Genomic DNA, 23,690 nt, shown 5'->3' on the forward strand with positions numbered 1-23,690 from the left:
CTAACGGGGTTGCAGGGAATAATCCTCCCCCACAGCAGGATGTGGAGAAATATCGCCAGGCATCAGTTTATGTGTTTCAAGAGACCTGACAGGTTCAGATATTGCCATAAATAACCTCTGATCAAATAAAGACGAAAAGACTCCGCCGAAGGCGGCAACGCCTCACAGATGCACAAATAAATTGCGCAACTGTTCACCGTTTAGATGTGGAATTAACTGATTATTTGACGAATTAATTCTGACACACCAGAAAGGTGATGCCAGTATGGCCCGGGGACCGGGCCGTGGAATAGAAAGCTTACAGAATATTAGCGATCGATTTTGCCAGCTGGTCTTCAAGAACAGGCTGGGCTTCAGGGAACTTGAGGTTAACTTTATTAGCGTTAGAGACGACGCGAGTCTGGTATTTGTGCTGATTACCCGTTTCAGTACTTGTCTGCACTTTTGCGCCGGATGTTCCCTGACGTAATACGGCCACGTTATCAGTCTGAACCTGAGTTTTGGTTCTTTCCGCGATCTGAACATCGGTGATCATGGTATAGTTCACATCTTCCACCATCGCGTCAGCAGCCATACCAACCAGACCGGCTGCAAGTCCTACTCCCAGAGTCGCCCCTGCAGAACTGGAGTTGTAAGCGGTAATCCCTGCCCCTAGAGCGGCACCAGTCACTGCCCCCTCATAACCCCGGCTTAACCAACCCTGAGATTCACGAAGGTCCATTTTATCGGCCTTGAGCACATTAGCCTGGATCCAGTAGCCCGCCGTATCCGGGTTACTGACGACCTGATATCCCTTTGAAGTGACGGCGCTGGCAATTTTTGCCTGCAGGCCACTCATATCCTTATCGGAGGTATTTTTGATTTGCAGATAAACCGTCTTATTATTTGAAGGTTCCAGCCAGATTGTTTCGCTCATCTGGGTTTTTACTTCCAGATTTCTCTTTTTAATAGCGGTTCCCATTGCACTACATCCAGATAACACCAGCGCAGAGCTGACGACCATCACAGCCATGACTTTATTAAGCTTCATCCTGAATCCTTGTGACATAATCAATACGAGTGAATACACATTCTCTTATAATGTCGGAATGCGCATTCACTATATACGAATTTTAAGCGAGATGTAAAAACCAATTAAAACCTAGACAGCCAATAATAACAAAAAGAAACTTTTAGCCTGTTAACAAACCACCATAATTGATAGGTTAAGTCTTGATGACCAACTCCCAACTTTGACAAATCCATAAGTTTCCATCCCCCCCTAATTTAAGAATAAAATTAAGCCCCTGCCGGATGCGGCAACACCTAACAGGTGCACAAGTAAACTGCGCACCTGCTCACCATTTATGAGAAGAAAAGTCGTATAAAGTTAAAAAGTAAAGAGCGTAAGATTTACTAACCGAACAATTAGATTCGGTTAGCCAAGAACAGGAACTCAGATGTTATTGCAGTTTTACACCTTTATTTCTAACCGATTCAATAACAGACGTCAGGGTAGCCAACTGATAACGACCAAGGTCAATATTCATCACCATAACTGTTATTACAATACTAAACATAGTCAAAACACAGAAACCAACAACATTCCATCCAATTGATGAAGTAGTGAATGCAAACAAAGAAAACATAACTAAAATAGTTAAGCCATAAAGTTTGCTTTTTTTGGATATACACTTAAAAAATATCGACTTCCTCCTGAAATCTTCCGGTAGAGATAGAAACAATGAGCGTGTATTTGCTATCGCAATGGTTGAAAACACTCCCATCGCCCCTGCAAACACCATTGCTCCTAACTTATCCATGCTAGTTGAAAAATCACTGATGCCATAAGAAAAATAGGATGACAGCAGAAACCACAACATACATAACAGACCAGGCCAGACGCAACTCCAAAATGAGGGGATCGTCAGTTCTCTCTCAGTCAGAAGCTGTTTTAACTCTTCGACTTCACTTTGTATTATTTGATGGGTTAACATCCTTTCCTCCCTATCTCTTTGATGTCTCATTTTCTAATTTTCTTGCCTTATCCAACAATTCTTTTGTTGTATCTGCGCCAGGTAATTTAGTCTGACTTTCCTTTTTGTTATTATAAGTGTTTTTGAAATCATTTCCTTTTGTTTTGTGGTCATTTTCCAGTTCAGCATTCTCTTTTTTCACTTCAACGCCTTGCTGTTGTATGTTTTCACGGGTTTCCTGATGCTGTTGTTTATTCTCTGCAATCATCCCATCCACTTTCTGACCCACATTATCCTTAATACCAGCTTCTTGCGTCATGGCATCGATACGACCAGAATTTTGTCCGTAGTCAGCCATTACCGAACCATTGTCTCCACCACCTGACACCCCTGTCATATTCTGACCGATGCTTTCGCGACCCTGTTGATACGCAGCATCAACTCTGGGTTCAACCTGTTCTTTAACGAATTCACGCGCCAGGGCTTCCCGCTGCGCGGCAATTTCAGGAGAACTGGTATTGGTCAGAATGGCCTCTGCATCCTGTGGAGCACGATGCTGAACAAAGTTCGCAAACTGCTGAGTTAGGTTTTCGTTCATCTGGCCACTCATGCTCTCTGTGCGTGAAGCCATTTCACTGTACTCATGGCTGCGTGTCCGGCTGGCTGTATACTGGTCATAGCTGTTTTTGGCACTGGAGAGTGACGCGGAAAACTGGTCAACACGCGAGCTGGCATTATTATCGGTAATATTGCCCGATGTGGTAGTTTTACGGCTGGTAAAGTAATCGGATGCTTCTTTAAAGTCTTTCGCCGCCTGACTACTGGTATCATGCCTACTGTCATGAGATTCCCTTCCAGATTCGTTTGTCGAGTCAGTAGAACCACTAGTTCCACTTAATGCAACACTTCCTTTGAACCCTCCATCAGCAGAAAACCCGGTAGCCAATTTACCCAGTTTCCCGGCCAGTTGATCACCAGAACTCCATTTTCCGCCACCGTATATCTCTCCAGACACAGCTCCCTTAGTGGACTTATCCATCAACTGCTGGAAAGACTCCTCATTACTGATGTTGTTGGCTTTCGCATTAGCAACAACCGCATTCCACATCTTGCTTCTGGCCATCGAATCCTGCGAAGACTCGGTAGTATCGGCCCCGGTCGTTGTTGATGTGCTGTTCCCTTTATTGGTGCCAAATTGCTGCAGACTATTCCAGGCACTTGTCACGCTGCTGTTATAGCCATGCAGCGCGCTTTCGGCCTGGACATCAGACTCACGGGCCATCTGTTGCTGCGCACTGGCTATCTGACGACCGACGTTGATATCCACCGGCAGTTTTGACATTGCTCCACCACTGTCCCAGACCATCGAGCCATCCCGCGTTTGCGTGCTCATGCCTCCATTCGCCAGCTGCCGCGACATCTGTCCGAAACTGGTTGTGCTGTTGGTACCCCAGCTGTAGCCGCTGACGTTCTCCATCTGCATGTTGGCAAACGAGTAATTGCCATCCACCACGCCGGAAGCCGCCTGCGATGTTGCACCAAGCCCGGAAGAAGAAAAATGGCTGTAGGCACTGGAGAAGGCTGCTCCCATGCTCTTCACGATCCCCCACGACAAAGGCGGTATCATCACGGCAATATAGCCCGCGGTGGTTGCAATATCCGAGTTTTTGAGCTGAACCTGCGACAACTCAGAGAGAACGACCGGGACGCCATTTTGCTTCGCATAGTAGGCCATTGCGCTGTTCAGGATGGCGAACAGTAATGGCCACGTCTGCAGCCAGATAAGCGCAAACACATACCCCTTTAGCACCTGCAGCGTCATCATATTAAACATGGCGGCCATCACCATGATCGGGAACATCCCAATCATTATCCCCATGATAACGGTCTGCGTCAGCGGAAGTGCGCGAAGCGCCTGGTGCCCCATTGTGGCCTGTGCCAGCCGCTGCTTTTCAAGGGATGATGTGTTAGCGATATTGACCAGACTGGCGGTATCGCCGCTGCGGGCTGCATAACTCTGGATCCCGCTGCGCAGGGCGTTCATCGTGACGTTCTGGCGGATAATCTGCCCGGCGCTCTGTCCCGAGCTGTAGAAGTAATTGTAGCTATCGCCAATCATCTGGCTGAAAAGCAGATCGGGATTAGGTTTGCCGCCAAACAGCTGACGAACATAGTAGTTCCAGGTTTTACCGCCTGTCTGAGTATCAAGCGCAAGAGCCGATTTCAGATCCCGTGAGGCCTCCTCGCATGTCTGGAACTGGTTGTTTTTATCAAACACGCCACGCAGTGGACTCGGGTTTGCAAAAATCAGGGTATACGGATCAGGTGAATTCAGTAATTCCTCAAAAGAGTACTTATGATTGAGGAAAATATCGCCCATCACACAGTTTTGTACGTAATCGGAAAACAGCGTCGTAATCTGAGGATTTTGTGACAAAAAATCCGTACTTTTCGCGACCAGATTACTGCCAAATAACATCCCCGTTTTACTGTACGTGACACTGTCCGGCAGCGCGAAGACCATCTCATAACTCTGGATAAGCGCGTTTCCCACCCGCGTTGTCAGCGACGCAGGAATGGCCAGACCAATAGGCACATTGTCGACTTTATAGACCTGCGCAACGTTACTGTAATCGATGATCTGCACAGGGGTGCGAATGACAACCAGCATAGAGACCAGAGTGAGGGAAAAGACCCAGCCAATAAGGTCCATCACGTTGTGTTTTTTTACCCAGTTCCCCGCCACAATGAGTACCGAGATGGCGATACACATCTTTTCTATGGTCGACCATGTGCCGGTCCCCATAAACGCCGCAATCGCGTTCAGGTTGCCCCGTAACCAGTCACCGCCAGCAATGGCATATACCTCAAGCATTACTGATTCCCCCCAAAATGATAGTTATTCTGGTAGCGGGTCATCATGCGGGCAGAGACCTGCTGGCGCATGTAACTCATTTGCCTGTCAACCACAAGCAAGGCGTCCTGCTGAACCTGAACACGGGACTGAAAAGCGGCAATCTGGACACTCGCCTGATTGAGGTTTTCCATGATCATATCCATTGTCGACTGGGGATAATTACCGGTTGAAATCATCGCCCGGGCCTGCTGGATAAGTTCCTGAATGTACTGCAGCAGAATGTCGTAGCCGATATAGTCCGTCAGCTGGTAAATAAGTGAGTTAGACACCCCGAGCATCTGCGGATCGACCAGGTATTTGAATACCGGAATGGTGGTGCTGGAGATAAACCCTTTCTCCTGATCCGTCAGTTTTTCATCAGCCACTGCTTTATTCTGGATACTGCTTAACAAAGCGGAAATCTGGCTTTTCAGCGCCTTATTGGAGGTGATGGTCACGGTGGCATCAGCAACGACCTTAAGACACTTATCCGAATCATTGCAGTGGTAGATTTTAGCCGTGCCGCCCTCCATCATGGCTTTAATCAGGTCCTGGTCAGTGGTGCGTGCCGGCAGCGGCGTGATCTCACTGTTCTCACCAAAAATCAGCGTCCCGGTCAGGGTCATCACAAATTCCTTCAGCTCCTTATTGCCGTCAAAGAGCCGGTTTTTGGACAGGGCATTCCACATGATGTTGATATTCTTCATCACACGCTCCTTGTCCTTATCGCTGGCTTTATCCTGCACTTTGTCCATCTGCCCCCCCACCGAACAGCCCTGACGGGAAGCCGCCCAGTCCGAAAAAATGTTGCTCTCGCCGGCAATGTCCTGGCAGACCTTTTGCTGCGCCACCTGGGTCCGTGGAAACAGACCGCCCACAATGCCCTGTGCGGCCTGGCAGGAGCTGAGGTTCATGCTGTTAATGTCGCTCGCCATCTTCTGAAGGAAATCCTTCGCGGTTTTGATCTCCGGAACCGTGGTCTGCAGGGCAAGGTCAAAGAAGTAGCCCGCGGCGTTGGACATAATTTGTTTTGCGAACCGCTGCAGCTGCTCGCTGTTGATATAGCTGAATGACCCTAGATAGGCATCAATCCCTCCGCAGCCGGCATTAATATCAGGGAGCGTCATGCTGACCAGCTGGATCGTTTTCACCTGCGTTCTGGCATACAGCGAACCGCCGGAGGCGTAACCCGCAGCCTGTCCCTGCCAGACCTGCGGCTGGCTGGTATTGGACGCAAAGCCCAGCTTATTGAAGAAGTTATTCATGTCGCCGTTAACATCTGCAGCCGCCGTCAATGACACCCCTAGCAACATCCCACAAAGCACCGATAATGGTTTACGGATGAACATCAGGCTCTCCTTCTTTCATTTTATTTTTCCGTCGAAGGTTGCGGTTTAAATATCGCTGGAAGCTTTTTTCAAAGGCATATTCAAACCAAAAAGCTAATTCGGCAATGAGTACCCCCAGTAAAGCCGTTGCCAGACAACCAATGGAAAGCGAGAAAAGAATAAAGGGAACGAAATACATCAGGACATTCCACTGATTGATGATGTTATTTGCCGACTCCAGTTTTTCCGGCGGGGTTAACAGGTCAGTGAACACATTGAAAAAAGCATGGCTTCCCCACCACAGAAATAATCCGGCAAAACCAAACATAAAAGCGAGACAATAATAAACATCGAATCTCTTTTGCCGGGATAACTTCAGGCGTTTATTTCTTTCCAGTACGGGTATCGAAGAATATATTTTGTTGAGATTATCCATTATTCGGGTTCTCCATCATCTGAAATACCGTATCCACTCTGGCCATAAAGCCCTGCGCATCCGTGGCGCCCTGCAGGATCGGGTACGCTGCCAGCGTGTTTACGTTCACCAGAAACGTGGTCGGGGTGGCCACCGGGATATTCGGGAAAAAGGTCTGCATCACTTCAGGAGGCGCCGGCAGCGCTTCAGGAAACGCGTCATCACCCTGTCCGTCAATGGTGTAAGAAAACACGGAGAAGCCATACTGTCCGGCCAGCTGTTTCAGCACCGGGTCAAATTTATGACAGTAGGGACAGTGCCCCTGCATGAACAGCACCACTTTCCAGCCGCGCAGGTCCACCTGCTTTCCGTTGCTGAGTCGTAACCAGCGAGGCTGAGATGTCCCGCTCACCGTCTGGGGAATGCCGCTCTGCGGGGAAGCCGTTTCAGTACCGGAGATTCCCCGCGGATCCCAGAGCGACTTCACCTCATCGAGCGTTCCCGCATGTGCCATCCCGGCCAGAGCAAGGGAAAGAGCCAGTGCCGCCAGCGGCGTCTTAGCGAGGTTCTTCAGGCTGTTTTTCACAGGCTTTCTCCTCTTTTTCGGCTTCAGCAATCAGGGCGTTAAGAATGCGGCAGCGCATCCGCTGCGCAGGCGCCCTGCGCGATGGGGTTGGCAAACAGGATGGCTTCCGGATTCAGGATGGTGGTGAGGCTGCTGTCCACCCAGGTCGGGTCTATCTCGGACAGATAGGCTATATCCATGTCTCCGCCTTCCAGACAGCCTGCCGAAGTGATGATGTTCAGCCAGTACGTCAGCGGGTACTTGTACCAGTGAACGTGATAGAAGGCGCCGTTCACCTGCTTATCGTCCTTTCTCGCGGTCCCCATACCGGTCTTGCCGAGATTGATACTGAAGCCCCCCAGATTGACCATACAGCCAGGCGAACGGCTGACATCCGTCATGGCCATCGGCTCCCAGTACCCGATGGCCAGGCCGGGGCGAACAAAAATCGGTGGCGGCGCCGGACACAGCTGCAGGGGACTACCCGGATTGCTGGTATCAGGCAGATCGCCTTTACCAACCTGCACGCTGCCGAGTGATAAAGGAAATATGCAGCGCCAGCACACATCGGTGATCGGGTTAACGAATCGACCTTCACACGACGGATCTGCATGTACCTGAGGGACTAACGAAAAAAACAGGAGGATAAACAAAAATGATATTTTCCTCATTGATTATCCCTTCCCCTGTATTTTTCCCAGATGTTGTTTACACCATCTATTATTTCTTTCTGTTTTTTTAAATCCTGTCCCTTAGCGAACTCCTTCAGCACGTTGGAAATAAACTCCAGCCTGTAAACCTTCCGCCAGAACGAGTCCTCATCATGTGGTTTTAAAAGAAAAAGCTCATCCAAATCCTTTTCCATATCGCTGATGAGATACTTTGCTTTTCCTTCAACATACCGACAATACCGCCCCTTCTGTATTTCATAATCGTCAATTCTTTCTTTCAGAAGCATTTCACATTCGCGTCGGTGGTTAATTTCTTTATTTTGTCGAACCACCGTAAGCCACTGAACAACAATTAATGCTGCGAGAGCAATCTCAGTAATAGTCATATATTCACCTGACAAATAATCGTAATACGGAATCGTACGGGTCAACGGACGGGAAACACCTCAATATTCAGCCGTTCACCGGAGGGCGCCGGCGTGACCCGCGCCGGGACCGCCGTCAGGCCAAATCGCTTGCTCAGTACGCCGTTCTGGTCGAAATAGATCCGGCTGTCCAGCGCTGCGGATGTGTCCGGGATACTGCCACGCACCAGGATAATCTTGCTCATCAGGGTTTCCGGCACCTGACGCTTCATCCAGGCCAGCTGGTCGGCATCGTCACCATTGATGAAGTACAGGGTCTGGACAAACGGTACGGTTTTAAGCGGGTTCACCACTTCGCCCTTGCGGGCAAACACCCGCCCCTCATTGTCCTTCAGGTCTTCGGTCAGGCGGATGCTGGGATCAAACCAGCGCTGCTCGTATTTCTCCGCACGCTTAATGCCTTCCACCGGCGCCGGACGCTGACTGTTCTCGATAACCCGCTGCTTAAACGCATCCATCGTCTGGTCCCACTGGCCAGAAGATTGCAGCGACTGCAGACGCTGCGTGATGAGCTGCAGCATGTCCTGCTCCCGGACGGGCCATAAATCCCCCCAGGTACCGAGATCAGCCGCCTGAGTCAGCGGCGATACCAGACAGGCGGCGAGCAGACAGTCTTTCAGTCGTGTCATGACTGTTCTCCCTTCATCCGGCGGGCAATGTCGTGCTGAATGTTGCGGGTCACATCGGGCGCGCCCTGAACCACGGCAGGTGAAACCAGAATGACCACATGATGCTGCTGCTGATACTCCGCCAGACTCTTCTCCAGCGCGTCGTTAAACCGGTCAGAGAGCGCTTTGGACTGCGCCTCTGTCAGCTGCTTCTGGCTGACACTGTCCATAAAGCTGTCGAGCGTCTTCTTCATATCAAAAGCCACCACCCGCGGCGTGGAGTACTCCAGAACCACGCGCGAGAGAAACGCGCTGGTTGCCAGGGCGAAAAGCACGAGAGCAACGATGACGGGTATCCGGCGAAAGGTATGAGAGGTCGTACTGACCGGCTGTTCGGTGTTGTTTTTCATCACTGTTTATCCTCCATGTCATTCACCGGTATTCGGGATTCAAGCTCAGCCATTTCTTCTTTAAAGTTGTGGCACGCGAGGCCGTACACCGCATCGTGGATATCGACCCCCTCTTCCCGGCGCGCTTTCATGTACTCAAAATCCGGGCCTTTTGAGGAGTACATCGCCCGGCTGAGCGGGTCGACGAACAGGCGGTGCCAGGAGCAGTTCGCTTCCACCTGCAGCATAAAGGAGGAGAACCACTGCTCTTTGGCCGAGCCGAAACCGTTAATCATGTCTTTCTCCAGCTTGCTGAACTGGTCGGGGTACAGCTGGTTATACTTGGCAAACTCCTTCGCTGACTGCTTCAGAATGGCCTTGTACGACGAGTTCCCCCAGGCAGCGCGTGCAGCGCTCGATGCGGTCGGGGAGTCGAAGTCCACGATATTTTGCGTGATGGTGATGTATGCGCCGGTGTGTCGACGCGCGGTACGGTAGCCTTTCTCAATAAAGGTCCCGACCTTCTCGTTTTTAAAGTCCAGCAGTCGCCAGCCTTCATCAATAACATTGAGTTTTTTCAGACTGCGGGGAGACTGGTACATCCGGTTCTCGATATAGATGATGAGCGAGAACATCACCGCGACCAGCAGGGAATGGCGCGACTCCAGCCCGCCCAGCTCAAGGACCACCATTCGGGCATCGTCGTGCAGGGACGGCTCATCGGAGTTGAAGTATTCCCCGTACAGCCCGTTCACGGTGTACTGGTCGAGCAGGATGATCATGTCATCAAGACGGCTGCGCACTCCCGGGGAGTCGGCGTATTCCTCACTGTCTTTCTCGCTCTGGAGGAAGGCCACCACATCATCAATACGCGCCTTGTTGCGCTTACTCAGCCAGGCCGCCCGGACCGCCTGCAGAAGCAGACCTTCATGGACTTCATCCAGGTTGCCGTTCGGACTGGCCATCACCGACATCTGGTCGCGGATACGCTCGGCGGACAGGTCAAAGTTAGCGTCGTCGAGAATATTGGCGAACGGATTAAACTTCAGCGAGTCGCCGTCGAGATACACGCCACCCATGTTTTCACACAGGGACTTGTAGCCGTCGCCCATGTCGAACACCCAGGCAAACCCGCCGGAGTCGAGCACGCTGCGAATGAGGGGCTGAATCAGACCGGTTTTGCCCGCCCCGGAGGTGCCGCAGACCGCCATGTTGAAATTGGTATTGTTCATTCCCTCGTAGAACAGGTCGATGAACGCCAGCTGGTTACGGTAGGTGGGGGCCAGGAGTCCCGCCGGCGCCAGCGGACTGTCAGCGACGATCGGTAGTAGGTTAGCCACCTGGAACGTCTCCGCCCGCTTCACCACGCCTGCTGCCTGCAGCTCTTTGAATAGGCCTTCGCCGCATTTGAACGGCATCATGGCCAGAAAATTACGCAGGTGATGGTAGCGGGCCGGGATAAGCTGGAAGCCACCCTTACGGTAACTGTTGAGCACCTGCTGCTCGGTAGCGAGAGAGGCCTCTGCGTTATCGGCGGTATACGTGGTGATGTTAAAGAAGTAGGACACCAGAGAGGTCTGGTTGGTCGCCAGTCGCTGGCGGATATCGCCCCACTCCTGCATTTCCTTTATCACGTTCGGAAAGTACTTCGCGTAGGAGGTTTTGCTTTTCTTCTCCACGTCCATGAATTTCAGGTTGGCTTCGTTCTGGGTCTTTACCTGGTCCTCCACCATCAGCGTCAGCGTGATGACAAAGGGGCAGGAGATGGAGAGCTCCGGGTTCAGCAGGTTGGCGTAGTTGTCCGCAGCGGTCCAGAGAAAGGCGATTTCCGGATCACACTCAAGGTGGTAATTCGTCACCCGGGTCACGCACTCTTTCCCGTCCCGCCCCAGGCGGCCAATTTTCAGATGACCGGCCGTGACCTGCATGTCAAAGCTGTCATCCACGCACTGATAGTTCAGGTCCTGATACGGGTCCAGCTTGTACGGCACCCGGTACATCTCATGCGGATCCGGGTTAATCAGCTCCCGCATCAGTTCGACCATCCCGGCCGCATCGAGGATACGCGTCGGGATGTAAGCCCCGCCGAGCGATGCCCGTAACACTTTAATCTGATTCTCCAGCTCCACAATTTGCGTGGTGGAGTTCTTCTTCCGGGGCACGCAGCAGGAGATGTACACGCGGTAGTTACGCAGCGTCAGGGGCAAATCCAGATTGTCCGGCAGGGGAAATTGTGTTTCCGCCGCCCGGAGATAGTAGGCGCGGGTGATGGCGTTAAACTTTTTAGCCTGTTTACCGCTCCAGCGGAATTCACGCAGACCGTAGTCGATGTCATTGCCGACCAGTTTGCTGGAGACCAGATGAAAACTGACCGGGACGCCCCGGGGCAGTTTGCTGCGCAGTAAATGCTCCAGTGTGGCGACGATACTTTTATCCGCACCGGGTAAAGGACGCGCCTCAAACATAAAACCGACGGTTTTGTTATTAATAAACAGACCGGTCGCGGAATCATAATCCTTATAGGGCAGAATACGGCTGAACTGGGGGAAATTCATGCTGCCCAGCGTGTCATTGGCTTTCGCGGATTCGTCGGGCAGCTTCAGTGCTGATACCAGTGAATTCACAGCCTGGGTGACAGTATCGATGATGTTATTACTCATGCGGGCGTTCCTTTAAGAGCATTTCAAAATAACAAGGGTAATAATTGGCAAGAATAATATTCATGTCCGCACTAGAAACTCCTTCTTATAATGGAAAGCACTGGAATAAAAAACAATAAACACATGGAGGCAATAATCTGACCCATAAAGATCGCATCCAACAACATCGCCCCTTGCCACAAACAAATAAGCAGAGTGATAAATAACAAAACCACATGAAAGAAAACAATCAGGAACAGAATGTTCGCTGAGAACTCCCCATCACTAATTTCCACCTCCAGGCAGAAAAAATAAAAGACACACAGACTACAGATAATATAGAGGCCTTCATGTCGAATACCCTGAAGGAAATCAGGAGAAAACTCTCCTGCCAGTCCATTGTATGTCAGCCTGGCTCCCAGATAGATGAGCCAGTAGACTGGAGGGATAAACAAAAACCCATACTTTCTAAAAAACAGCATCATATCCATCCCCTGATTATTTGCTTATAGCGTTCAGTGCGTTAAGTTGTTTATATTTCTCGTTACATTTAGCGGCAATTTTCTTCGCATCGCGAAGGGTTAATGGTCCCGGGCTATTACGGAGTGCCGTTCGAAAATCCTCACCGGCACAGGGTATTTCATGAGAAATCATTAATAACTGTTCTTCAGTCGCTGTACCGTTATCTCTGTAATCATCGTAAACAAGATACAGCAGACCACCCAAAAAAAAGAGCGGAAAGGCCCAGTTAACAATGTTTTTAACCGCACTCGCGACGTTTACTTTCATTTTTTATTCGCCTGGTATAATTCCCACTGATGGATATACGCATAATACCGCTCACCTGGCACATTAATGATGATGCCATCACAGTCCAGTTTATTAACAGGGCTGGTAAAAGCGCCTGTCGGTATGTTTACTTCAAGTGTATTGCAGTCGTTTTTCCAGTGTCTACCTGCTTCAAGTTCATCCATTGAAAATGAGTGAATGGAGATAACGAACATCCCGCAAAACCCAACCACCGCTATAAGCGCACAGTATATGAATGTATCGCCTCTGTTAACTCGAAGATTGAATTTTTCAGGGATGGCAACCATTGCCAGCGCACCGACCACACCAATAACAAAATGAATCAGGCATATACCGTTAAGCCATGCAACGTTATGTCCAAGTATATAGTACGCTTTCACTTTCTTATTCCTTATGCTGCATACTTTCAAATAACGTGAGATTGTTAATACTGACCATCGGTCTTACTATTCACCTGCCCCCATCCGATCAAAGGAATAAATCAAGACATAAAACATATAAAAGATCACTGTGGCTGTAAAAAATCCCGTTATTACTGACAGCGTCAAATCAGGAGAACCGGCCCACATGTTTTTATCCATGAATACCATGAAAGAAAATAAAGCACTGAGACCTGTAAGCCCAAACAACATTAAAATATAGGCAAGCGCATCTCTTATAAAAACACCCATAATTACATAGCCGTAACCACAGATAATGATTGCCATTGCAAAAAACAGTCGTACATAACCATCACTATCAAAACTTAACAGAGATTCAGCCATTTACCCACCCTCACTCAATGTTTCCATCACGCTGTTCAAAGGCTCGCGTGTTTTAATTTCAATGCACTCTCCTGTATTACTTCCGTAACCTCTGCCTCCACGTGCTTCGAGTACCCGTAGCATTTTTATGCAGACATCTGTATTAGGCATGGGAGTAATATCCCAAATTCCACCACCACTACTCGGCGTCATCAGCACCAGAAAAATAAAGGCATGCATACTTTATTGCCTCTGTTTATATATTAACGAATGAATATTTCTTTCATTGCCTCTGCGAGAGTTGTTTGCTTATCGCTACTTATCGCTCTGTCATAATCAGCCTTGCTGACATTTTCAATAACATCACCACACTGAAGTCGATTTTGCGCAGGAGAGAAAAACCCTTTATCAATATTGGTCTCAAGCAACCGGCAGTCATTTTTCCAGTGATGAGAAAGAGCTTCGGGCACTGTATTACTGTCAGTAGAAAACAGCAGGCTATAACCTGCCAATAAAAATACCAGCATCATCGTCCATTTGAATAATTCATCCATAACGTTACTTACCTTCCGTACTGAGTTTATTAATCTCTGCCTTATCCCTGTATCTCACATCCATATACCGTGTTACGCCATCCGGGCAAGACCAGGCATCTTTTGCTTTAGCCAGAAACCCTGCCTGCTGCGCTTCAAATGCGGAGATTCTGCAGTTTTTCAGCGTATAGATGACATCCTGTTTTCTGGTTTGAATCTGTTTGTATGTTGACTCAGGCTCAAGAAAGCCAAAAACTTCTGTAATCGCGACGACAATACACATTATCAGAATGATTGACTTACCCCACCAGGACACAAACAACCTCTGCAAAAAGAAAGACATTACTACGGTAGTGACAATAACCAGCATCAACATAAAAATATATGACGAATCTTCGCGTAAAAGCAGCCATAGATATTTCATTGAGTCAGTCATTTTTCAAATCCTTTCATTTTTCGTTATCGACGTTCATTTCACACGCTACCGCCCATCCCTTTCAACGCAGAGGGCACTCGTTTTAATTCAGAAATGAGAACTTCCTGCAGCGCCAGTAATGGCGCTGTGAATCAATTAAGGCGAGGTTGTCCCCACGCCGATGGTGTCACGACAAAAAGAACCGTTGCTGGCTGGTGATATACATCATCTGAGTCCACATACGGCGCTATCCACAATGACGTTGTCTCCTCCCCTTTTCTTAATGGCCGGGGATAGTTACCAGGAGCCGTCACCGGAGATGTAAAAGTTGATACACTCACCGGCCTAACAGCTGGCGCTACAGCCACGGGCCGATATACCGGCGTACTGACTATTCTGTTATTCGTCAGCAATCCTGACGTTACTTTATTAGTCGGTGCAGTTGTCGTTGCTCCGGGTTGCATTAAATTTGGCTGTGGCGGCAACGGGTACGAATTAACTGACGTTGTTCTGAAATTACCCTCAGCCAGTTGTGGCAACCCGGCCGCAGCCGGCTTTGCGTCACTGCGTTCCTCTTTCAGCTTCGCTTTTTCATTTGCCTGCTCCATCGTCATACAAGTATCCGACGTCGTGGCATTACATTGAAATTCGGTCTCTGTGCCCGCACACCCGGTTAAGAGCAAAGCGCTGCCCAGAGGAATTAACAGCATTAATTCCTTCATATATTCACCCGTACTTATTTAATTTCTGAAAATTAATTTCCAGTTACTGTTCCTGAATACAGCCTCAGCAACACTACTTTTCCTTAATACAGCTTCAGTAACACTATTAGCAGCCCCTACAAGCTCCTCATAAAGTTTGGGGTCTAAATAATTTGCAGATTGAGGTACAGGCTTAGGCTCCTTTTTCTCCGGCTTCCTGTTCATTCCGCAGTTCCCCCCTGCTGCGCTGAACCCGGAGAGAACTCCCGCGGATCAAGTTTGCCCAGCTTCTTCAGCATCTCGTCAGTATTGAATCCGTTCATACCGCCACCTGACTGATGATGTGCATCAGCCTGCGGTGCCGGCTCCGCCTCCTGATTCTGAGCCTGCTGTTGCCCGTTCTTTTCCGCTTCCAGCTCTTCAATCGTTTTCAGCTGGAATCCATCCTGGAACACGACGGTCACTTCGTTGCCCGCACCGATCGGGATAACTGGGTGATACTGCTCAGAACGTTTAATGTAGTATTCACTCAGCGATGAACCACCTTTGGACGCTCCGCCGCCAATCCCCATTTTGAGTACATCAGCTGCGCCGACAGTTGCCGTGGCGCCCAGCCCCACAGCCGGCTGAGAAGCACGTTCTATTCCCTGGCCAATCCCATCAACAAAACCGGCCCCCCATGCCCAGCCGAGGATTTTTCCGTTACGCATCACCACCTCTCCCTTAACCCCGTTTTTCCCCATAAAGGAAACGTGGCCGTTAATTGGCTGATCGATGGTTTTATCACCTTTGATACAGCTGATATTGCGGGTCCGGACAATGGCGCGCTCACTCGATACGTCGCCCCAGGCTTCAAGCCCCACAAAACACCCTGTCAGGTCGTAGGTTTTGCTGTTTGGCATTTCCACGCGCCCGGTGATACGCAGCTGCATCGGCACCGTGGATTCATTGCCGGTAACAGACGCGTTGGCATCAGCCCCCTCGATAAGCGTGCTTTTTGCGAAGCTCCCCGACGGAATGTACGGCAATGACTTCGCTTTCTTTCCTTTGTCGTAACTGAACGTTTTACGCTGTATCTGGTTTGGTACCGGCACAGACTGGTAGCTGACCTGCGGCGGCGGTGTCATACCATTCCCCGGATAGAATGCCGTCGGAGGCGGTACCGCGGCGCCGGTCTGCGGCGGATAACTGGCTGGCTGCGGCTCACCTTCCGGACCGGGCGGCGGTGACGGAGGAGTCGGCGCGGGCTCGCCACCAGAGACAGCCGGTTTCACGCCCAGCGCCTTCAGCTGATTTTGCATGGCTTCATTGTCACTGCTGAGCTTGTCGATACGTATCTGGTCAGCGGTTCGCGCCTTACTCAGCAGGTCCACTTCCCCCTGCAGGGAGTCAAAACGCTTGTTGAGATCTGCGGCAGTCGCCTGCATTTCGGTGGTCGCGTGCTGCTCCACCTTACTGTTGAAGCTGCTGTCGACCACCCCGGTCATATCCGGCGCGGGTTCGCCCTGAGCCGGGGCTTCCTCATCAGAGCTCATGTTCAGATCTGACAGATACAGCCCGCCTCCGACGGCTGCTGCGCCGCCCGCCAGAATGAGTCCCAGCCAGATATATTGCTTACGTTTGATCAGCGTGTTGAAGTTGGCCATCAGCGCTTCACTCCTTCATCTGACGTCGTGACCCAGATCTGCATACGACCACCGGCGGTCGGCAGGCCCGCCGGGGTACTGAACATGACGGCACGTGTTCCGGGCTGCCAGAAATCGCTTTCACGCACCATACGGGGCGACAGGGAGACATTGTCCAGACTGTAACGGACAACTTTCAGGTGATGACCGACCCAGACCCGATCGGCAGTGGCGCGCAGACCAGCCGGCACCTGCAGCACTTCAGAAGTGACGGGGACAGACTGATACTCATCGGGTACGCTGCCCTGGCGCACGGCGCGATTCAGCGAAACCAGTAACGATTCGTAGGGGTTCGACTCTTCCCAGGCTTTTGCCGGACCGGGTGTCCCCGCCAGCTCGCTGACCAGCTGAATTGTCCGGCCTGAGCCTGCACGGGGCACGGCACGAATGGAGAAGTTCAGCCCGCGTTCGGTTTCCACAATGAAGGTGAATGGTTTTTTACTGACGGTCGCCAGAATGGCGCCGCCGCTGTCGGTCTGCTCCTGGTTTGTCAGGCCGCCGTCCAGGCTGTTTATCGCCGTGATGCGATCGCCAGGTACTGTGAACAGATTCGGATCGGTGTTACTCACGGCAATATTTGCCTGACCGCCATTGGTCAGGGGAACCACTGTCGGCGCAAGCGTACCGCTGAGGGTCGCTGACATCGCGGGGGCGACCAACAGCAGACAGCCTGAAATAAATAACGGGTTAATTTTTTTCATTATTTATTTCTCCAAAACGCGCCAGCCAGCTGACACCATCGACACGACTGAACTGAATGACATAACTTTTAATTTCACTGTAGGGTTTGGAATCCCCAATCCACGTTTTCAGCTCACCCCGGATATCCACGCGGTTCTCTGCCGGCCAGGCACGGATCGACGTCATATAAAAGGTGGCATTAACGTTATTGTCTTTAATGCGTTTCGCATCTTCAGCCAGCTGGACCTTGAGGCTGTTCTGCGAGGCGGGTAATACATACCGGAGTAGCTGCTGATGCTGGGCATCAACCGTTTCCGGGGTGACATTCAGACGCAGGGCAATAAAGGACAGGCCCAGTTGCTCAATATAAGAGGCATCGGCCTGGTTCTGAGACACCGCAAAGGGGGCACTGAATAACATCGGTGTCACTGCCACTTTCTGTTCTGTCTGAAGACGGTAATTATTTATGCCCTGGATAATATTGGTCGCAAGACTGAGGGTCAGGAGTGTCCCCAGACTGATAAATCCCACAGCGATAACGCGGGTGGTATTTTGTCTGGCACCATGTTCCATATGTTATTTCCCCGTTGATTTATTTAATCCACTGCCGGAAACAGGAGTCCGGAACATCATGAAAGAAACCTTTAAGAAGGGTGGTTGGCAGATACCAGTAAATCAGGTCGCGTAGCCAGGAACTGCCCCGCCCTTTTTTCAGTTTCTTGATACCCCAGAAAACCAGTGCCGCTGCAGCCATACCAAAAATGAACTTGCTGGTCCAGAAACCCCAGCCGAGACAAATCACGGCCGGGATAAGTTCATCGAGATATAAGCCAAACCAGCGGGACTGGTTAGTCAGTGTTTCCGGGAAACGGTATCGCTTTAATTCGTCTCCCGTCATCACGTGCTTCCTGTCAGTAACCGGCGACCGACATACCGATGGTGATAAAGGTGGAAATAATCGCGAAGCCGAACAGGAACTTCACGTTTTTGGTCATCATGTACATGATGCCGCCGGCGACAACTTCTGCCAGAACCACCCATTTGACGACGCTGGAAGACTTACCAAACGTGCCTTTAACGGTCGCATCCCCGGACTTCATCAGGTCGGTTGCCGTGGTGGTGGCCATCGCAGCATCCGGGAAGAACGCCGCCACAGCAGCAACCGGCAGCGCAACTTTAGCGACTTTCAGGGCTTTCTTTTTATTGAAAACGCGGGACATAAAAGACGGTTTGGTTTTTTCAGAGACAGCAGAGCCCTGAACACTTAATACAGCATTCATATTTATTTCCTTTAAAAAGAATGGTTGATATATAAAACAGATTTATGACTATGATGTTAAATCACTCTTCCTTTTCACCTCCTGGTATGGTTAGTTCCGAGTTATAAAAGTCCGGAAAACGTTCTAGATGATCTTTCAGTCTCAAATAAGCTTCAGCTGTTTTACTTCTTCTGCTTCTGTCTTTTGCTTTGATGAGTCGACGATTAGTTTCTTCATCTAATTTTAAAAGCACATTTTTTCCAGGCGCAGGTCGTGCGTTGCTCCTAATCGCTCTTTCCAATCGACCTCCAAAGTAAGATTACCAACCTTTAATAAATCTTACATTGGAGGATTTAAAAGTAAACAAACTAAGGAGAAATATTGAGTAAATTATTTTCACAAATCAACAGTACCAATGGTACTATTGATTTAACAAACCATTAACACCAGCTTTCAATATACCCAGCACGTTCGAAACAAACCTTCCATAACTTAATGTATAAATTGATGACAAAATAATGTAATCACGACTATCAAAGTTCAATTCTTTTTTTATTTTGCTAACTGTATTCTTTGATGTTTGTACCTCTATTCCAATAATTTTTGAAATAGAAGCATGTGAAAACCCAACCGCATATAGATTAAAGATAGCCCATTCAGATTTTGCTGACCGCTGAATTCTTTCGATATATCTCTGCATTTTTCTCGAAAATTCATTATATTCCCTTGAAGGCTGAGGAATCTGACCACCTTCCTTGATAAAGACCCACTTACTGTAGGTCTCCTCATTAATTGTGAACGTTTCAATAAAAACAGTCCAAAGAGAATCTACCAACCAAATTTTTTTGACCAGTACAGCAGAACCTTCTGAAAATGATTTCAGTTCTGACTGCATCAGTTCCAGTTTGACTTCAAGGGAGAGATCAAGAAACCAGTTACCAGGTGCACTGGGTGTATCAAATGTTCCAGCGCACCCAGATGTTAAGAAAACTTTATCAAAGGTTGGGCTGGTGTGAATTACGTCGCCCCGGGAATCACGAATAAAGGCAGGGCAAGATGAAATATTAAGCATCTCGCGCATAGAATGAATGGAATCTGTTTGACTGCGTACAGCAATTTGACTACGATCCTTCGCACACATAGGCGCCTCCAGTAAAGGACACTATGGATAGTTGACGTCCGGGGGGACTAGCCCCGGACGTCAACGCTTCAACAAATTTTATTACAACCTTGTAAGTATTCTATATTCCCTATTCTTCCATGTCACTTTTTAAAGCCAGATCATTATTCTTTTTTTACTACTGAATTAATTACAAACCACCAGAAATACACACCGGGTCTTACTCTTCTTCCTGCTCAGGGAAAAAGTGAGAAATGACATCTTTTGCATCTTCTCGAATGTTGCTCACCATGCTACGGAACTCGAATCGTTCATCACCTGTAACATGAGGGCTTAGGGAGCCAATAGCCAAAAGTTTGGATACGGTAAACTGAGTCTTCATGACATTCTCAAGCAAAATCTTATTAAACTCAGTTTGGTTGAACCCAGAGTCTTTTCTTTCCATTTGAGCCTCATAGACTCGAAGTCCTAATTCAAGGAGCATCGAAGCAACACTTGAAAAGCTAACATCCTTTTCCTTTGCTCCTTCAGCCCTTCGCTTTTCAACTATTGCATTAATTTTTTCAGCAACTTCATCACTGGCATAAGCTTGTACCCTGGCCATTTCGGTTCCTTTATTAAAAACAGCATCTAGCAAGATATTATGACGAGAAGATAACGCGAGTTTACCTTCATTACAACTCTAAACTTAAGTCTAGAGTCTAAGTAAGTTGCATTACGAGTCACATAACAACTTAAGTCTAGAGTTAAGTTGCTTTAAACATCTGATTATAAAAGAGTGAGTCGTAAACGAGTCGCTATAGACTTACCGACGACTTACTACTGACTCGCCGGCAACTCACATATATATAAAAAAAAATAACACAAAATAATATAACTACAGTTAAGCCACTGAGGCTAAAGTGAAATCTGCAAAATTTTAATTTTGCGTGGGGTGTGGTGATTTTGTGGTGAGGAGTGCATATCTGTTGAGTCTGGTTCTGGTCTGGGTTAACGTATTTGCAGGAACCGACCCGGAGGGAGTCTTTTGAGAAAACAACTGGTATTAGCTACCCTGCTTTTAATTTCCACACCTGCCTGGTCTGCGGATTGTTTTGATATGGCAGGACGGGACTATCGAATAGATCCCGATCTACTGCGGGCTATTTCATGGCAGGAGTCTAAATGGAAGGTGAATGCCATCGGGAAAAACCCAGGATCTGGCTACGGTGCCGGACTGATGCAGATCGACTCGCAACACCAGGGTGAACTGTCGCAGTACGGTATTAAACCGGGACACCTTCTGACTGATGCCTGTCTGAATATTTACACCGGTGCTTATTATCTGGCACTGGCTTTTAAAAAATGGGGAGTAAGCTGGGAGGCAGTCGGCGCCTACAACGCCGGGTTCCGGAGAACGGACAGGCAGGCCATACGACGACTGGAGTACGCCAGGAAGATTGAGACCATCTACCTTGCTATCAAGAGAAATAAAAATGCCGGCCAGTCATCTTTAACAAAAAACTGAAGACCTCATTCATGAGGTCTTCAGAACAGGGAAGTGATTAATCAATTGCCCGCCATATTAAATGCCGTTCGGGATGCTGAATAATGCTGATATAATCCTTCAGTGCATCCTGCCGTGAAACCAGACGCCTGCAGATCTGGTCATATTGCGGCCCCATTTCAGCCACGTGCCAGGACAGCCTGTTCATAATCATCAGCGTGGCAATAATGCCTGCTGCATCGGCGCTGACCTCACCTTCGAAATAATTTCCCGGGATGCACATCCTGTAACGCTGCTCACCTTCTGGTGCGATATATCCGGTCTGCGTGGTAATGAACTGGATGCTGTTGGGTGCAATATTCCCGCCAACACCCTGTGGAATAACCCAGTAAGACCAGGAACCGCCGTCGTATTCAGAATGCTGGCGTAACCAGCTCGCGGCCATATTATCGGCTAACGGCGTAAAAAAGAGGTCCGGGATAAAATCCAGGCGAGCTTTACCATTGGTTACGGCACAGCGCAGATATTTGTCTGTTTTAAACTGTTCGTCTGATTCACGAGTGGCGGTGTTGACTTTCATTGTGCGCATACTGATTTTCTCCTTCGCGGTTTATTAAAACGTTCGACTTCATCACTGAGCGGCGAAGGGCAATTTGCAGCCGACGGGGAGAAAATAAAGGGGCGCCTGGCGTTCATATACCCCTTTATTTTCGCCACGGCTGATGCTAAAAGCAGCCCTCCGCGAAAGATGAAGTCGGGCGATATCGAGCAGGAGTGAGAATGCGCACAACCCTGAACGTCAATCCGGTGTTTATCGGATTCACGTTCAGGCCCTGGAGTGGCGGGTATTTATCGCCACGGTGAGAGCGGCGCATCCTGATAAGGATGCAGCAAGCGAGATTTTGAATTTGCGTCAGGATGGAAGCCCGAAAGGGCAGAGACAGCTTGCTGGCTCTGTTCACGACAGCCGTGTCCCGACAGGGACGACGCCCGGGTCAGTATTTATTTAATCTTTCATCAGAAATAAATAGCGGAAGAGATACACAGCAGAATATCGGAAGCGATGTAACAGGGATGAATAAAGAATATTGATGAGATACTACCGCGCCGGAGTAATACGGGCGGCGCGTAGCGCAGCCGGTATTATTCAGCGCCACAGGCGCTGCGGCCCTTCAGCGCTGTAGGGCAGGTTATCCCCTGCCCTTCCGGTTATTTACGCGGCCTCCTGTATTCCGCGCATAAAGTCCCGCATAGCCCTGAACCGGCGCAGATCTGTCAGTCGTTTTTCAAAGTCATTGAGGTAGAAAACCGGGGTATACCTTACACGCCGGATCTGCATCGTGAGCGTGTTGCCCGTCACCACTTCCGCGGCTATCCCCAGCAGTGACAGCTGGATGAAGGCCATATCTGCTGCCACTGGATCGATGTCAATGCAGCTGCCGAACATGTGCATGGAGGGGTTAATATCCGCTTCAAGCAGGCACTCTGCATAGGCGATCAGCATCCCTGCGGCCCCACACGCCGGATCGCTGACGGTGGCAATGCCTTCCCGGCGGATAGTGTCTCTGACGCCTGGCATCAGCATTCGCGCCATCAGACACTGCACCGAATACGGCGTAAAATACTGCCCGCGAAAGTTATCGCCCAGATCAAGCTCCATAAAAATCGCGCCGAGGAAATCATGAAATTTCGCCTCCAGCGCACACACCATCAGGCAGAACATTTCCTGCATGTTCGCGATGTCGGCGGCCTCGTACCGGGCGCAGATTTTCCGGCAGTGCTCCATGCTCTCCGGCGTTCTTATCCGGGCCATATCCAGCTCACTGGCGGCGAGTGACAGAAAATCACTGAACACTTCCCAGCGCCCCAGATGGCGGCCCGTATCCTTAAATACGCTGATGAAACGGCCCCGGCTGTACTGCGCGCTCATCATACGATGAACCGCAGGCACCTGTTCCGCGATCTGCTGCCCTGCCTGAATAACAGGGCTGTTATCCGCGGTTTCTCTGGCCAGATTGAACACATCGGCAAAATTCATCTGTGACATAGCATTATTTCCGCTGTTGCCGCTCCCGAAGGAGCGGCTCACCTTGTCAGTTACATGCGCGTTTGAGTTCAAGCGTGCGGAGCACCTGCCCGAAGGCGGTGTTGTTCATCGCGGGGATATGGACACCACGCCCCTTGCGAACGCTCCGGGCAATATGCCGTCCGAAAGCCTTCAGCACCGGGTCAATCTCCTGTGCGGCGATATCATCACGCAGGTTGCGCTGATGACGGCGGGGCTTTACAGCCTCAGTGGAAGGTGAAAGAATAGATAGGTTCATATGTACCTCTTAGTTAATTTGAACAGCCGTAAAAATCGTTAC

The 23,690-nt window shown here is 49.6% G+C and carries 31 protein-coding genes and 2 pseudogenes; 1 reads left to right on the forward strand and 32 read right to left on the reverse strand.

Going from position 1 to position 23,690, the window contains the following annotated elements:
- Positions 1–298: 298 nt before the first annotated feature.
- From traT to traM, 29 genes and pseudogenes are all read right to left on the reverse strand, one after another.
- On the reverse strand, positions 299–1,030 hold the full coding sequence (traT, locus tag AS136_RS22020; RefSeq protein WP_004152629.1) for a conjugal transfer complement resistance protein TraT: 732 nt from the start codon (positions 1,028–1,030) through the stop codon (positions 299–301).
- Positions 1,031–1,442: 412 nt separating this feature from the next.
- Positions 1,443–1,976, reverse strand: a complete 534-nt coding sequence (locus AS136_RS22025) for a hypothetical protein (protein ID WP_063266999.1) — start codon at positions 1,974–1,976, stop codon at positions 1,443–1,445.
- Between the two features lie 10 nt (positions 1,977–1,986).
- Positions 1,987–4,830 carry a conjugal transfer mating-pair stabilization protein TraG gene (gene traG, locus AS136_RS22030; RefSeq protein ID WP_063267000.1) on the reverse strand — a complete coding sequence of 948 codons (2,844 nt, stop codon included), beginning with the start codon at positions 4,828–4,830 and terminating at the stop codon, positions 1,987–1,989.
- Positions 4,830–6,200, reverse strand: a complete 1,371-nt coding sequence (gene traH / locus AS136_RS22035) for a conjugal transfer pilus assembly protein TraH (protein ID WP_063267001.1) — start codon at positions 6,198–6,200, stop codon at positions 4,830–4,832. The genes traG and traH overlap by 1 nt, the downstream gene beginning before the upstream one ends.
- On the reverse strand, positions 6,187–6,615 hold the full coding sequence (locus AS136_RS22040) for a hypothetical protein (RefSeq protein WP_004152689.1): 429 nt from the start codon (positions 6,613–6,615) through the stop codon (positions 6,187–6,189). The genes traH and AS136_RS22040 overlap by 14 nt, the downstream gene beginning before the upstream one ends.
- Positions 6,608–7,180, reverse strand: a complete 573-nt coding sequence (gene trbB, locus AS136_RS22045; RefSeq protein ID WP_063267002.1) for a type-F conjugative transfer system pilin assembly thiol-disulfide isomerase TrbB — start codon at positions 7,178–7,180, stop codon at positions 6,608–6,610. The genes AS136_RS22040 and trbB overlap by 8 nt, the downstream gene beginning before the upstream one ends.
- Positions 7,152–7,229, reverse strand: a pseudogene (locus tag AS136_RS27345) (type-F conjugative transfer system pilin chaperone TraQ); the annotation flags it as partial. The pseudogene AS136_RS27345 and the gene trbB, both read right to left, overlap by 29 nt.
- Position 7,230: 1 nt before the next feature.
- A pseudogene (gene traU / locus AS136_RS22050) lies at positions 7,231–7,830 on the reverse strand (conjugal transfer pilus assembly protein TraU); the annotation flags it as partial.
- Positions 7,827–8,216, reverse strand: a complete 390-nt coding sequence (locus AS136_RS22055) for a hypothetical protein (RefSeq protein WP_063267003.1) — start codon at positions 8,214–8,216, stop codon at positions 7,827–7,829. The pseudogene traU and the gene AS136_RS22055, both read right to left, overlap by 4 nt.
- A gap of 41 nt (positions 8,217–8,257) precedes the next feature.
- On the reverse strand, positions 8,258–8,884 hold the full coding sequence (gene traW / locus AS136_RS22060) for a type-F conjugative transfer system protein TraW (protein WP_063267004.1): 627 nt from the start codon (positions 8,882–8,884) through the stop codon (positions 8,258–8,260).
- Positions 8,881–9,273 carry a type-F conjugative transfer system protein TrbI gene (trbI, locus tag AS136_RS22065; RefSeq protein WP_022644935.1) on the reverse strand — a complete coding sequence of 131 codons (393 nt, stop codon included), beginning with the start codon at positions 9,271–9,273 and terminating at the stop codon, positions 8,881–8,883. The genes traW and trbI overlap by 4 nt, the downstream gene beginning before the upstream one ends.
- Positions 9,273–11,912 (reverse strand): type IV secretion system protein TraC, encoded by a 2,640-nt coding sequence (traC, locus tag AS136_RS22070; protein ID WP_063267005.1) that lies wholly within the window; start codon positions 11,910–11,912, stop codon positions 9,273–9,275. Before traC ends, trbI begins: the two co-directional genes overlap by 1 nt.
- A 71-nt stretch (positions 11,913–11,983) precedes the next feature.
- Positions 11,984–12,382, reverse strand: a complete 399-nt coding sequence (locus tag AS136_RS22075; protein WP_162994809.1) for a hypothetical protein — start codon at positions 12,380–12,382, stop codon at positions 11,984–11,986.
- Positions 12,383–12,389: 7 nt separating this feature from the next.
- Positions 12,390–12,680 (reverse strand): hypothetical protein, encoded by a 291-nt coding sequence (locus tag AS136_RS22080; protein WP_023340940.1) that lies wholly within the window; start codon positions 12,678–12,680, stop codon positions 12,390–12,392.
- The gene (locus tag AS136_RS22085) at positions 12,677–13,081 is read right to left on the reverse strand and encodes a hypothetical protein (protein ID WP_063267006.1); all 405 of its coding nucleotides are present in this window, start codon (positions 13,079–13,081) and stop codon (positions 12,677–12,679) included. Before AS136_RS22085 ends, AS136_RS22080 begins: the two co-directional genes overlap by 4 nt.
- Before the next feature lie 66 nt (positions 13,082–13,147).
- The gene (locus AS136_RS22090; protein ID WP_023320103.1) at positions 13,148–13,465 is read right to left on the reverse strand and encodes a hypothetical protein; all 318 of its coding nucleotides are present in this window, start codon (positions 13,463–13,465) and stop codon (positions 13,148–13,150) included.
- Positions 13,466–13,684, reverse strand: a complete 219-nt coding sequence (locus AS136_RS27350; protein WP_004171484.1) for a hypothetical protein — start codon at positions 13,682–13,684, stop codon at positions 13,466–13,468. It abuts the gene before it with no gap.
- Between the two features lie 23 nt (positions 13,685–13,707).
- Positions 13,708–13,998 carry a hypothetical protein gene (locus AS136_RS22095; RefSeq protein WP_063267007.1) on the reverse strand — a complete coding sequence of 97 codons (291 nt, stop codon included), beginning with the start codon at positions 13,996–13,998 and terminating at the stop codon, positions 13,708–13,710.
- 4 nt (positions 13,999–14,002) lie between these two features.
- Entirely contained in the window at positions 14,003–14,413 is a 411-nt protein-coding gene (locus AS136_RS22100) for a lipase chaperone (RefSeq protein WP_004152597.1), read from the reverse strand.
- 131 nt (positions 14,414–14,544) lie between these two features.
- Positions 14,545–15,114, reverse strand: a complete 570-nt coding sequence (traV, locus tag AS136_RS27355; protein WP_074158374.1) for a type IV conjugative transfer system lipoprotein TraV — start codon at positions 15,112–15,114, stop codon at positions 14,545–14,547.
- Between the two features lie 18 nt (positions 15,115–15,132).
- Positions 15,133–15,318 carry a hypothetical protein gene (locus AS136_RS28305; protein ID WP_148718831.1) on the reverse strand — a complete coding sequence of 62 codons (186 nt, stop codon included), beginning with the start codon at positions 15,316–15,318 and terminating at the stop codon, positions 15,133–15,135.
- Entirely contained in the window at positions 15,315–16,739 is a 1,425-nt protein-coding gene (traB, locus tag AS136_RS22105; protein WP_063267008.1) for an F-type conjugal transfer pilus assembly protein TraB, read from the reverse strand. The genes AS136_RS28305 and traB overlap by 4 nt, the downstream gene beginning before the upstream one ends.
- Positions 16,739–17,479, reverse strand: a complete 741-nt coding sequence (gene traK / locus AS136_RS22110; RefSeq protein WP_063267009.1) for a type-F conjugative transfer system secretin TraK — start codon at positions 17,477–17,479, stop codon at positions 16,739–16,741. Before traK ends, traB begins: the two co-directional genes overlap by 1 nt.
- Positions 17,466–18,032 (reverse strand): type IV conjugative transfer system protein TraE, encoded by a 567-nt coding sequence (gene traE / locus AS136_RS22115; protein WP_020316627.1) that lies wholly within the window; start codon positions 18,030–18,032, stop codon positions 17,466–17,468. Before traE ends, traK begins: the two co-directional genes overlap by 14 nt.
- Positions 18,033–18,051: 19 nt before the next feature.
- Positions 18,052–18,357 carry a type IV conjugative transfer system protein TraL gene (gene traL, locus AS136_RS22120; protein WP_063267010.1) on the reverse strand — a complete coding sequence of 102 codons (306 nt, stop codon included), beginning with the start codon at positions 18,355–18,357 and terminating at the stop codon, positions 18,052–18,054.
- Between the two features lie 13 nt (positions 18,358–18,370).
- Entirely contained in the window at positions 18,371–18,739 is a 369-nt protein-coding gene (traA, locus tag AS136_RS22125) for a type IV conjugative transfer system pilin TraA (RefSeq protein ID WP_063267011.1), read from the reverse strand.
- Between the two features lie 61 nt (positions 18,740–18,800).
- A complete protein-coding gene (locus AS136_RS27360) occupies positions 18,801–18,971 on the reverse strand; it encodes a TraY domain-containing protein (RefSeq protein ID WP_032431321.1) in 171 nt (56 codons plus the stop codon).
- A 168-nt stretch (positions 18,972–19,139) separates the two neighbouring features.
- Positions 19,140–19,859 carry a conjugal transfer protein TrbJ gene (locus AS136_RS22130; protein WP_158512114.1) on the reverse strand — a complete coding sequence of 240 codons (720 nt, stop codon included), beginning with the start codon at positions 19,857–19,859 and terminating at the stop codon, positions 19,140–19,142.
- A gap of 199 nt (positions 19,860–20,058) precedes the next feature.
- Complete coding sequence (traM, locus tag AS136_RS22135) at positions 20,059–20,475, reverse strand: conjugal transfer relaxosome DNA-binding protein TraM (RefSeq protein ID WP_074181767.1); 417 nt, start codon at positions 20,473–20,475, stop codon at positions 20,059–20,061.
- Between the two features lie 390 nt (positions 20,476–20,865).
- On the opposite strand from traM, the gene AS136_RS22140 reads away from it, so the two are divergent.
- Positions 20,866–21,345: a transglycosylase SLT domain-containing protein gene (locus AS136_RS22140; RefSeq protein WP_040107922.1), complete on the forward strand. Its 480-nt coding sequence runs from the start codon at positions 20,866–20,868 to the stop codon at positions 21,343–21,345.
- 37 nt (positions 21,346–21,382) lie between these two features.
- On the opposite strand, the gene AS136_RS22145 is transcribed toward AS136_RS22140, so the two are convergent.
- The 3 genes from AS136_RS22145 to AS136_RS27365 form a co-directional block, all read right to left on the reverse strand.
- Entirely contained in the window at positions 21,383–21,913 is a 531-nt protein-coding gene (locus AS136_RS22145) for an antirestriction protein (protein ID WP_023292160.1), read from the reverse strand.
- A gap of 624 nt (positions 21,914–22,537) precedes the next feature.
- Positions 22,538–23,371 carry an N-6 DNA methylase gene (locus tag AS136_RS22150; RefSeq protein WP_046622825.1) on the reverse strand — a complete coding sequence of 278 codons (834 nt, stop codon included), beginning with the start codon at positions 23,369–23,371 and terminating at the stop codon, positions 22,538–22,540.
- A 46-nt stretch (positions 23,372–23,417) separates the two neighbouring features.
- Positions 23,418–23,648 carry a CCDC81 family HU domain 1-containing protein gene (locus tag AS136_RS27365; RefSeq protein ID WP_038990977.1) on the reverse strand — a complete coding sequence of 77 codons (231 nt, stop codon included), beginning with the start codon at positions 23,646–23,648 and terminating at the stop codon, positions 23,418–23,420.
- Positions 23,649–23,690 lie beyond the last annotated feature (42 nt).

Source organism: Klebsiella sp. D5A, from assembly GCF_001620885.1.
Lineage (GTDB): Bacteria > Pseudomonadota > Gammaproteobacteria > Enterobacterales > Enterobacteriaceae > Klebsiella > Klebsiella variicola.

What these genes read in the sequence shown, in the direction of transcription:
- traT (WP_004152629.1), bottom strand. Translation starts at nt 1,030, where the DNA reads ATGAAGCTTAATAAAGTCATGGCTGTGATGGTCGTCAGCTCTGCGCTG.
- AS136_RS22025 (WP_063266999.1), bottom strand. Translation starts at nt 1,976, where the DNA reads ATGTTAACCCATCAAATAATACAAAGTGAAGTCGAAGAGTTAAAACAG.
- traG (WP_063267000.1), bottom strand. Translation starts at nt 4,830, where the DNA reads ATGCTTGAGGTATATGCCATTGCTGGCGGTGACTGGTTACGGGGCAAC.
- traH (WP_063267001.1), bottom strand. Translation starts at nt 6,200, where the DNA reads ATGTTCATCCGTAAACCATTATCGGTGCTTTGTGGGATGTTGCTAGGG.
- AS136_RS22040 (WP_004152689.1), bottom strand. Translation starts at nt 6,615, where the DNA reads ATGGATAATCTCAACAAAATATATTCTTCGATACCCGTACTGGAAAGA.
- AS136_RS22055 (WP_063267003.1), bottom strand. Translation starts at nt 8,216, where the DNA reads ATGACTATTACTGAGATTGCTCTCGCAGCATTAATTGTTGTTCAGTGG.
- traW (WP_063267004.1), bottom strand. Translation starts at nt 8,884, where the DNA reads ATGACACGACTGAAAGACTGTCTGCTCGCCGCCTGTCTGGTATCGCCG.
- trbI (WP_022644935.1), bottom strand. Translation starts at nt 9,273, where the DNA reads ATGAAAAACAACACCGAACAGCCGGTCAGTACGACCTCTCATACCTTT.
- traC (WP_063267005.1), bottom strand. Translation starts at nt 11,912, where the DNA reads ATGAGTAATAACATCATCGATACTGTCACCCAGGCTGTGAATTCACTG.
- AS136_RS22075 (WP_162994809.1), bottom strand. Translation starts at nt 12,382, where the DNA reads ATGGATATGATGCTGTTTTTTAGAAAGTATGGGTTTTTGTTTATCCCT.
- AS136_RS22080 (WP_023340940.1), bottom strand. Translation starts at nt 12,680, where the DNA reads ATGAAAGTAAACGTCGCGAGTGCGGTTAAAAACATTGTTAACTGGGCC.
- AS136_RS22090 (WP_023320103.1), bottom strand. Translation starts at nt 13,465, where the DNA reads ATGGCTGAATCTCTGTTAAGTTTTGATAGTGATGGTTATGTACGACTG.
- AS136_RS27350 (WP_004171484.1), bottom strand. Translation starts at nt 13,684, where the DNA reads ATGCATGCCTTTATTTTTCTGGTGCTGATGACGCCGAGTAGTGGTGGT.
- AS136_RS22095 (WP_063267007.1), bottom strand. Translation starts at nt 13,998, where the DNA reads ATGGATGAATTATTCAAATGGACGATGATGCTGGTATTTTTATTGGCA.
- AS136_RS22100 (WP_004152597.1), bottom strand. Translation starts at nt 14,413, where the DNA reads ATGACTGACTCAATGAAATATCTATGGCTGCTTTTACGCGAAGATTCG.
- traV (WP_074158374.1), bottom strand. Translation starts at nt 15,114, where the DNA reads ATGAAGGAATTAATGCTGTTAATTCCTCTGGGCAGCGCTTTGCTCTTA.
- AS136_RS28305 (WP_148718831.1), bottom strand. Translation starts at nt 15,318, where the DNA reads ATGAACAGGAAGCCGGAGAAAAAGGAGCCTAAGCCTGTACCTCAATCT.
- traB (WP_063267008.1), bottom strand. Translation starts at nt 16,739, where the DNA reads ATGGCCAACTTCAACACGCTGATCAAACGTAAGCAATATATCTGGCTG.
- traK (WP_063267009.1), bottom strand. Translation starts at nt 17,479, where the DNA reads ATGAAAAAAATTAACCCGTTATTTATTTCAGGCTGTCTGCTGTTGGTC.
- traE (WP_020316627.1), bottom strand. Translation starts at nt 18,032, where the DNA reads ATGGAACATGGTGCCAGACAAAATACCACCCGCGTTATCGCTGTGGGA.
- traL (WP_063267010.1), bottom strand. Translation starts at nt 18,357, where the DNA reads ATGACGGGAGACGAATTAAAGCGATACCGTTTCCCGGAAACACTGACT.
- traA (WP_063267011.1), bottom strand. Translation starts at nt 18,739, where the DNA reads ATGAATGCTGTATTAAGTGTTCAGGGCTCTGCTGTCTCTGAAAAAACC.
- AS136_RS22130 (WP_158512114.1), bottom strand. Translation starts at nt 19,859, where the DNA reads ATGTGTGCGAAGGATCGTAGTCAAATTGCTGTACGCAGTCAAACAGAT.
- AS136_RS22145 (WP_023292160.1), bottom strand. Translation starts at nt 21,913, where the DNA reads ATGCGCACAATGAAAGTCAACACCGCCACTCGTGAATCAGACGAACAG.
- AS136_RS22150 (WP_046622825.1), bottom strand. Translation starts at nt 23,371, where the DNA reads ATGTCACAGATGAATTTTGCCGATGTGTTCAATCTGGCCAGAGAAACC.
- AS136_RS27365 (WP_038990977.1), bottom strand. Translation starts at nt 23,648, where the DNA reads ATGAACCTATCTATTCTTTCACCTTCCACTGAGGCTGTAAAGCCCCGC.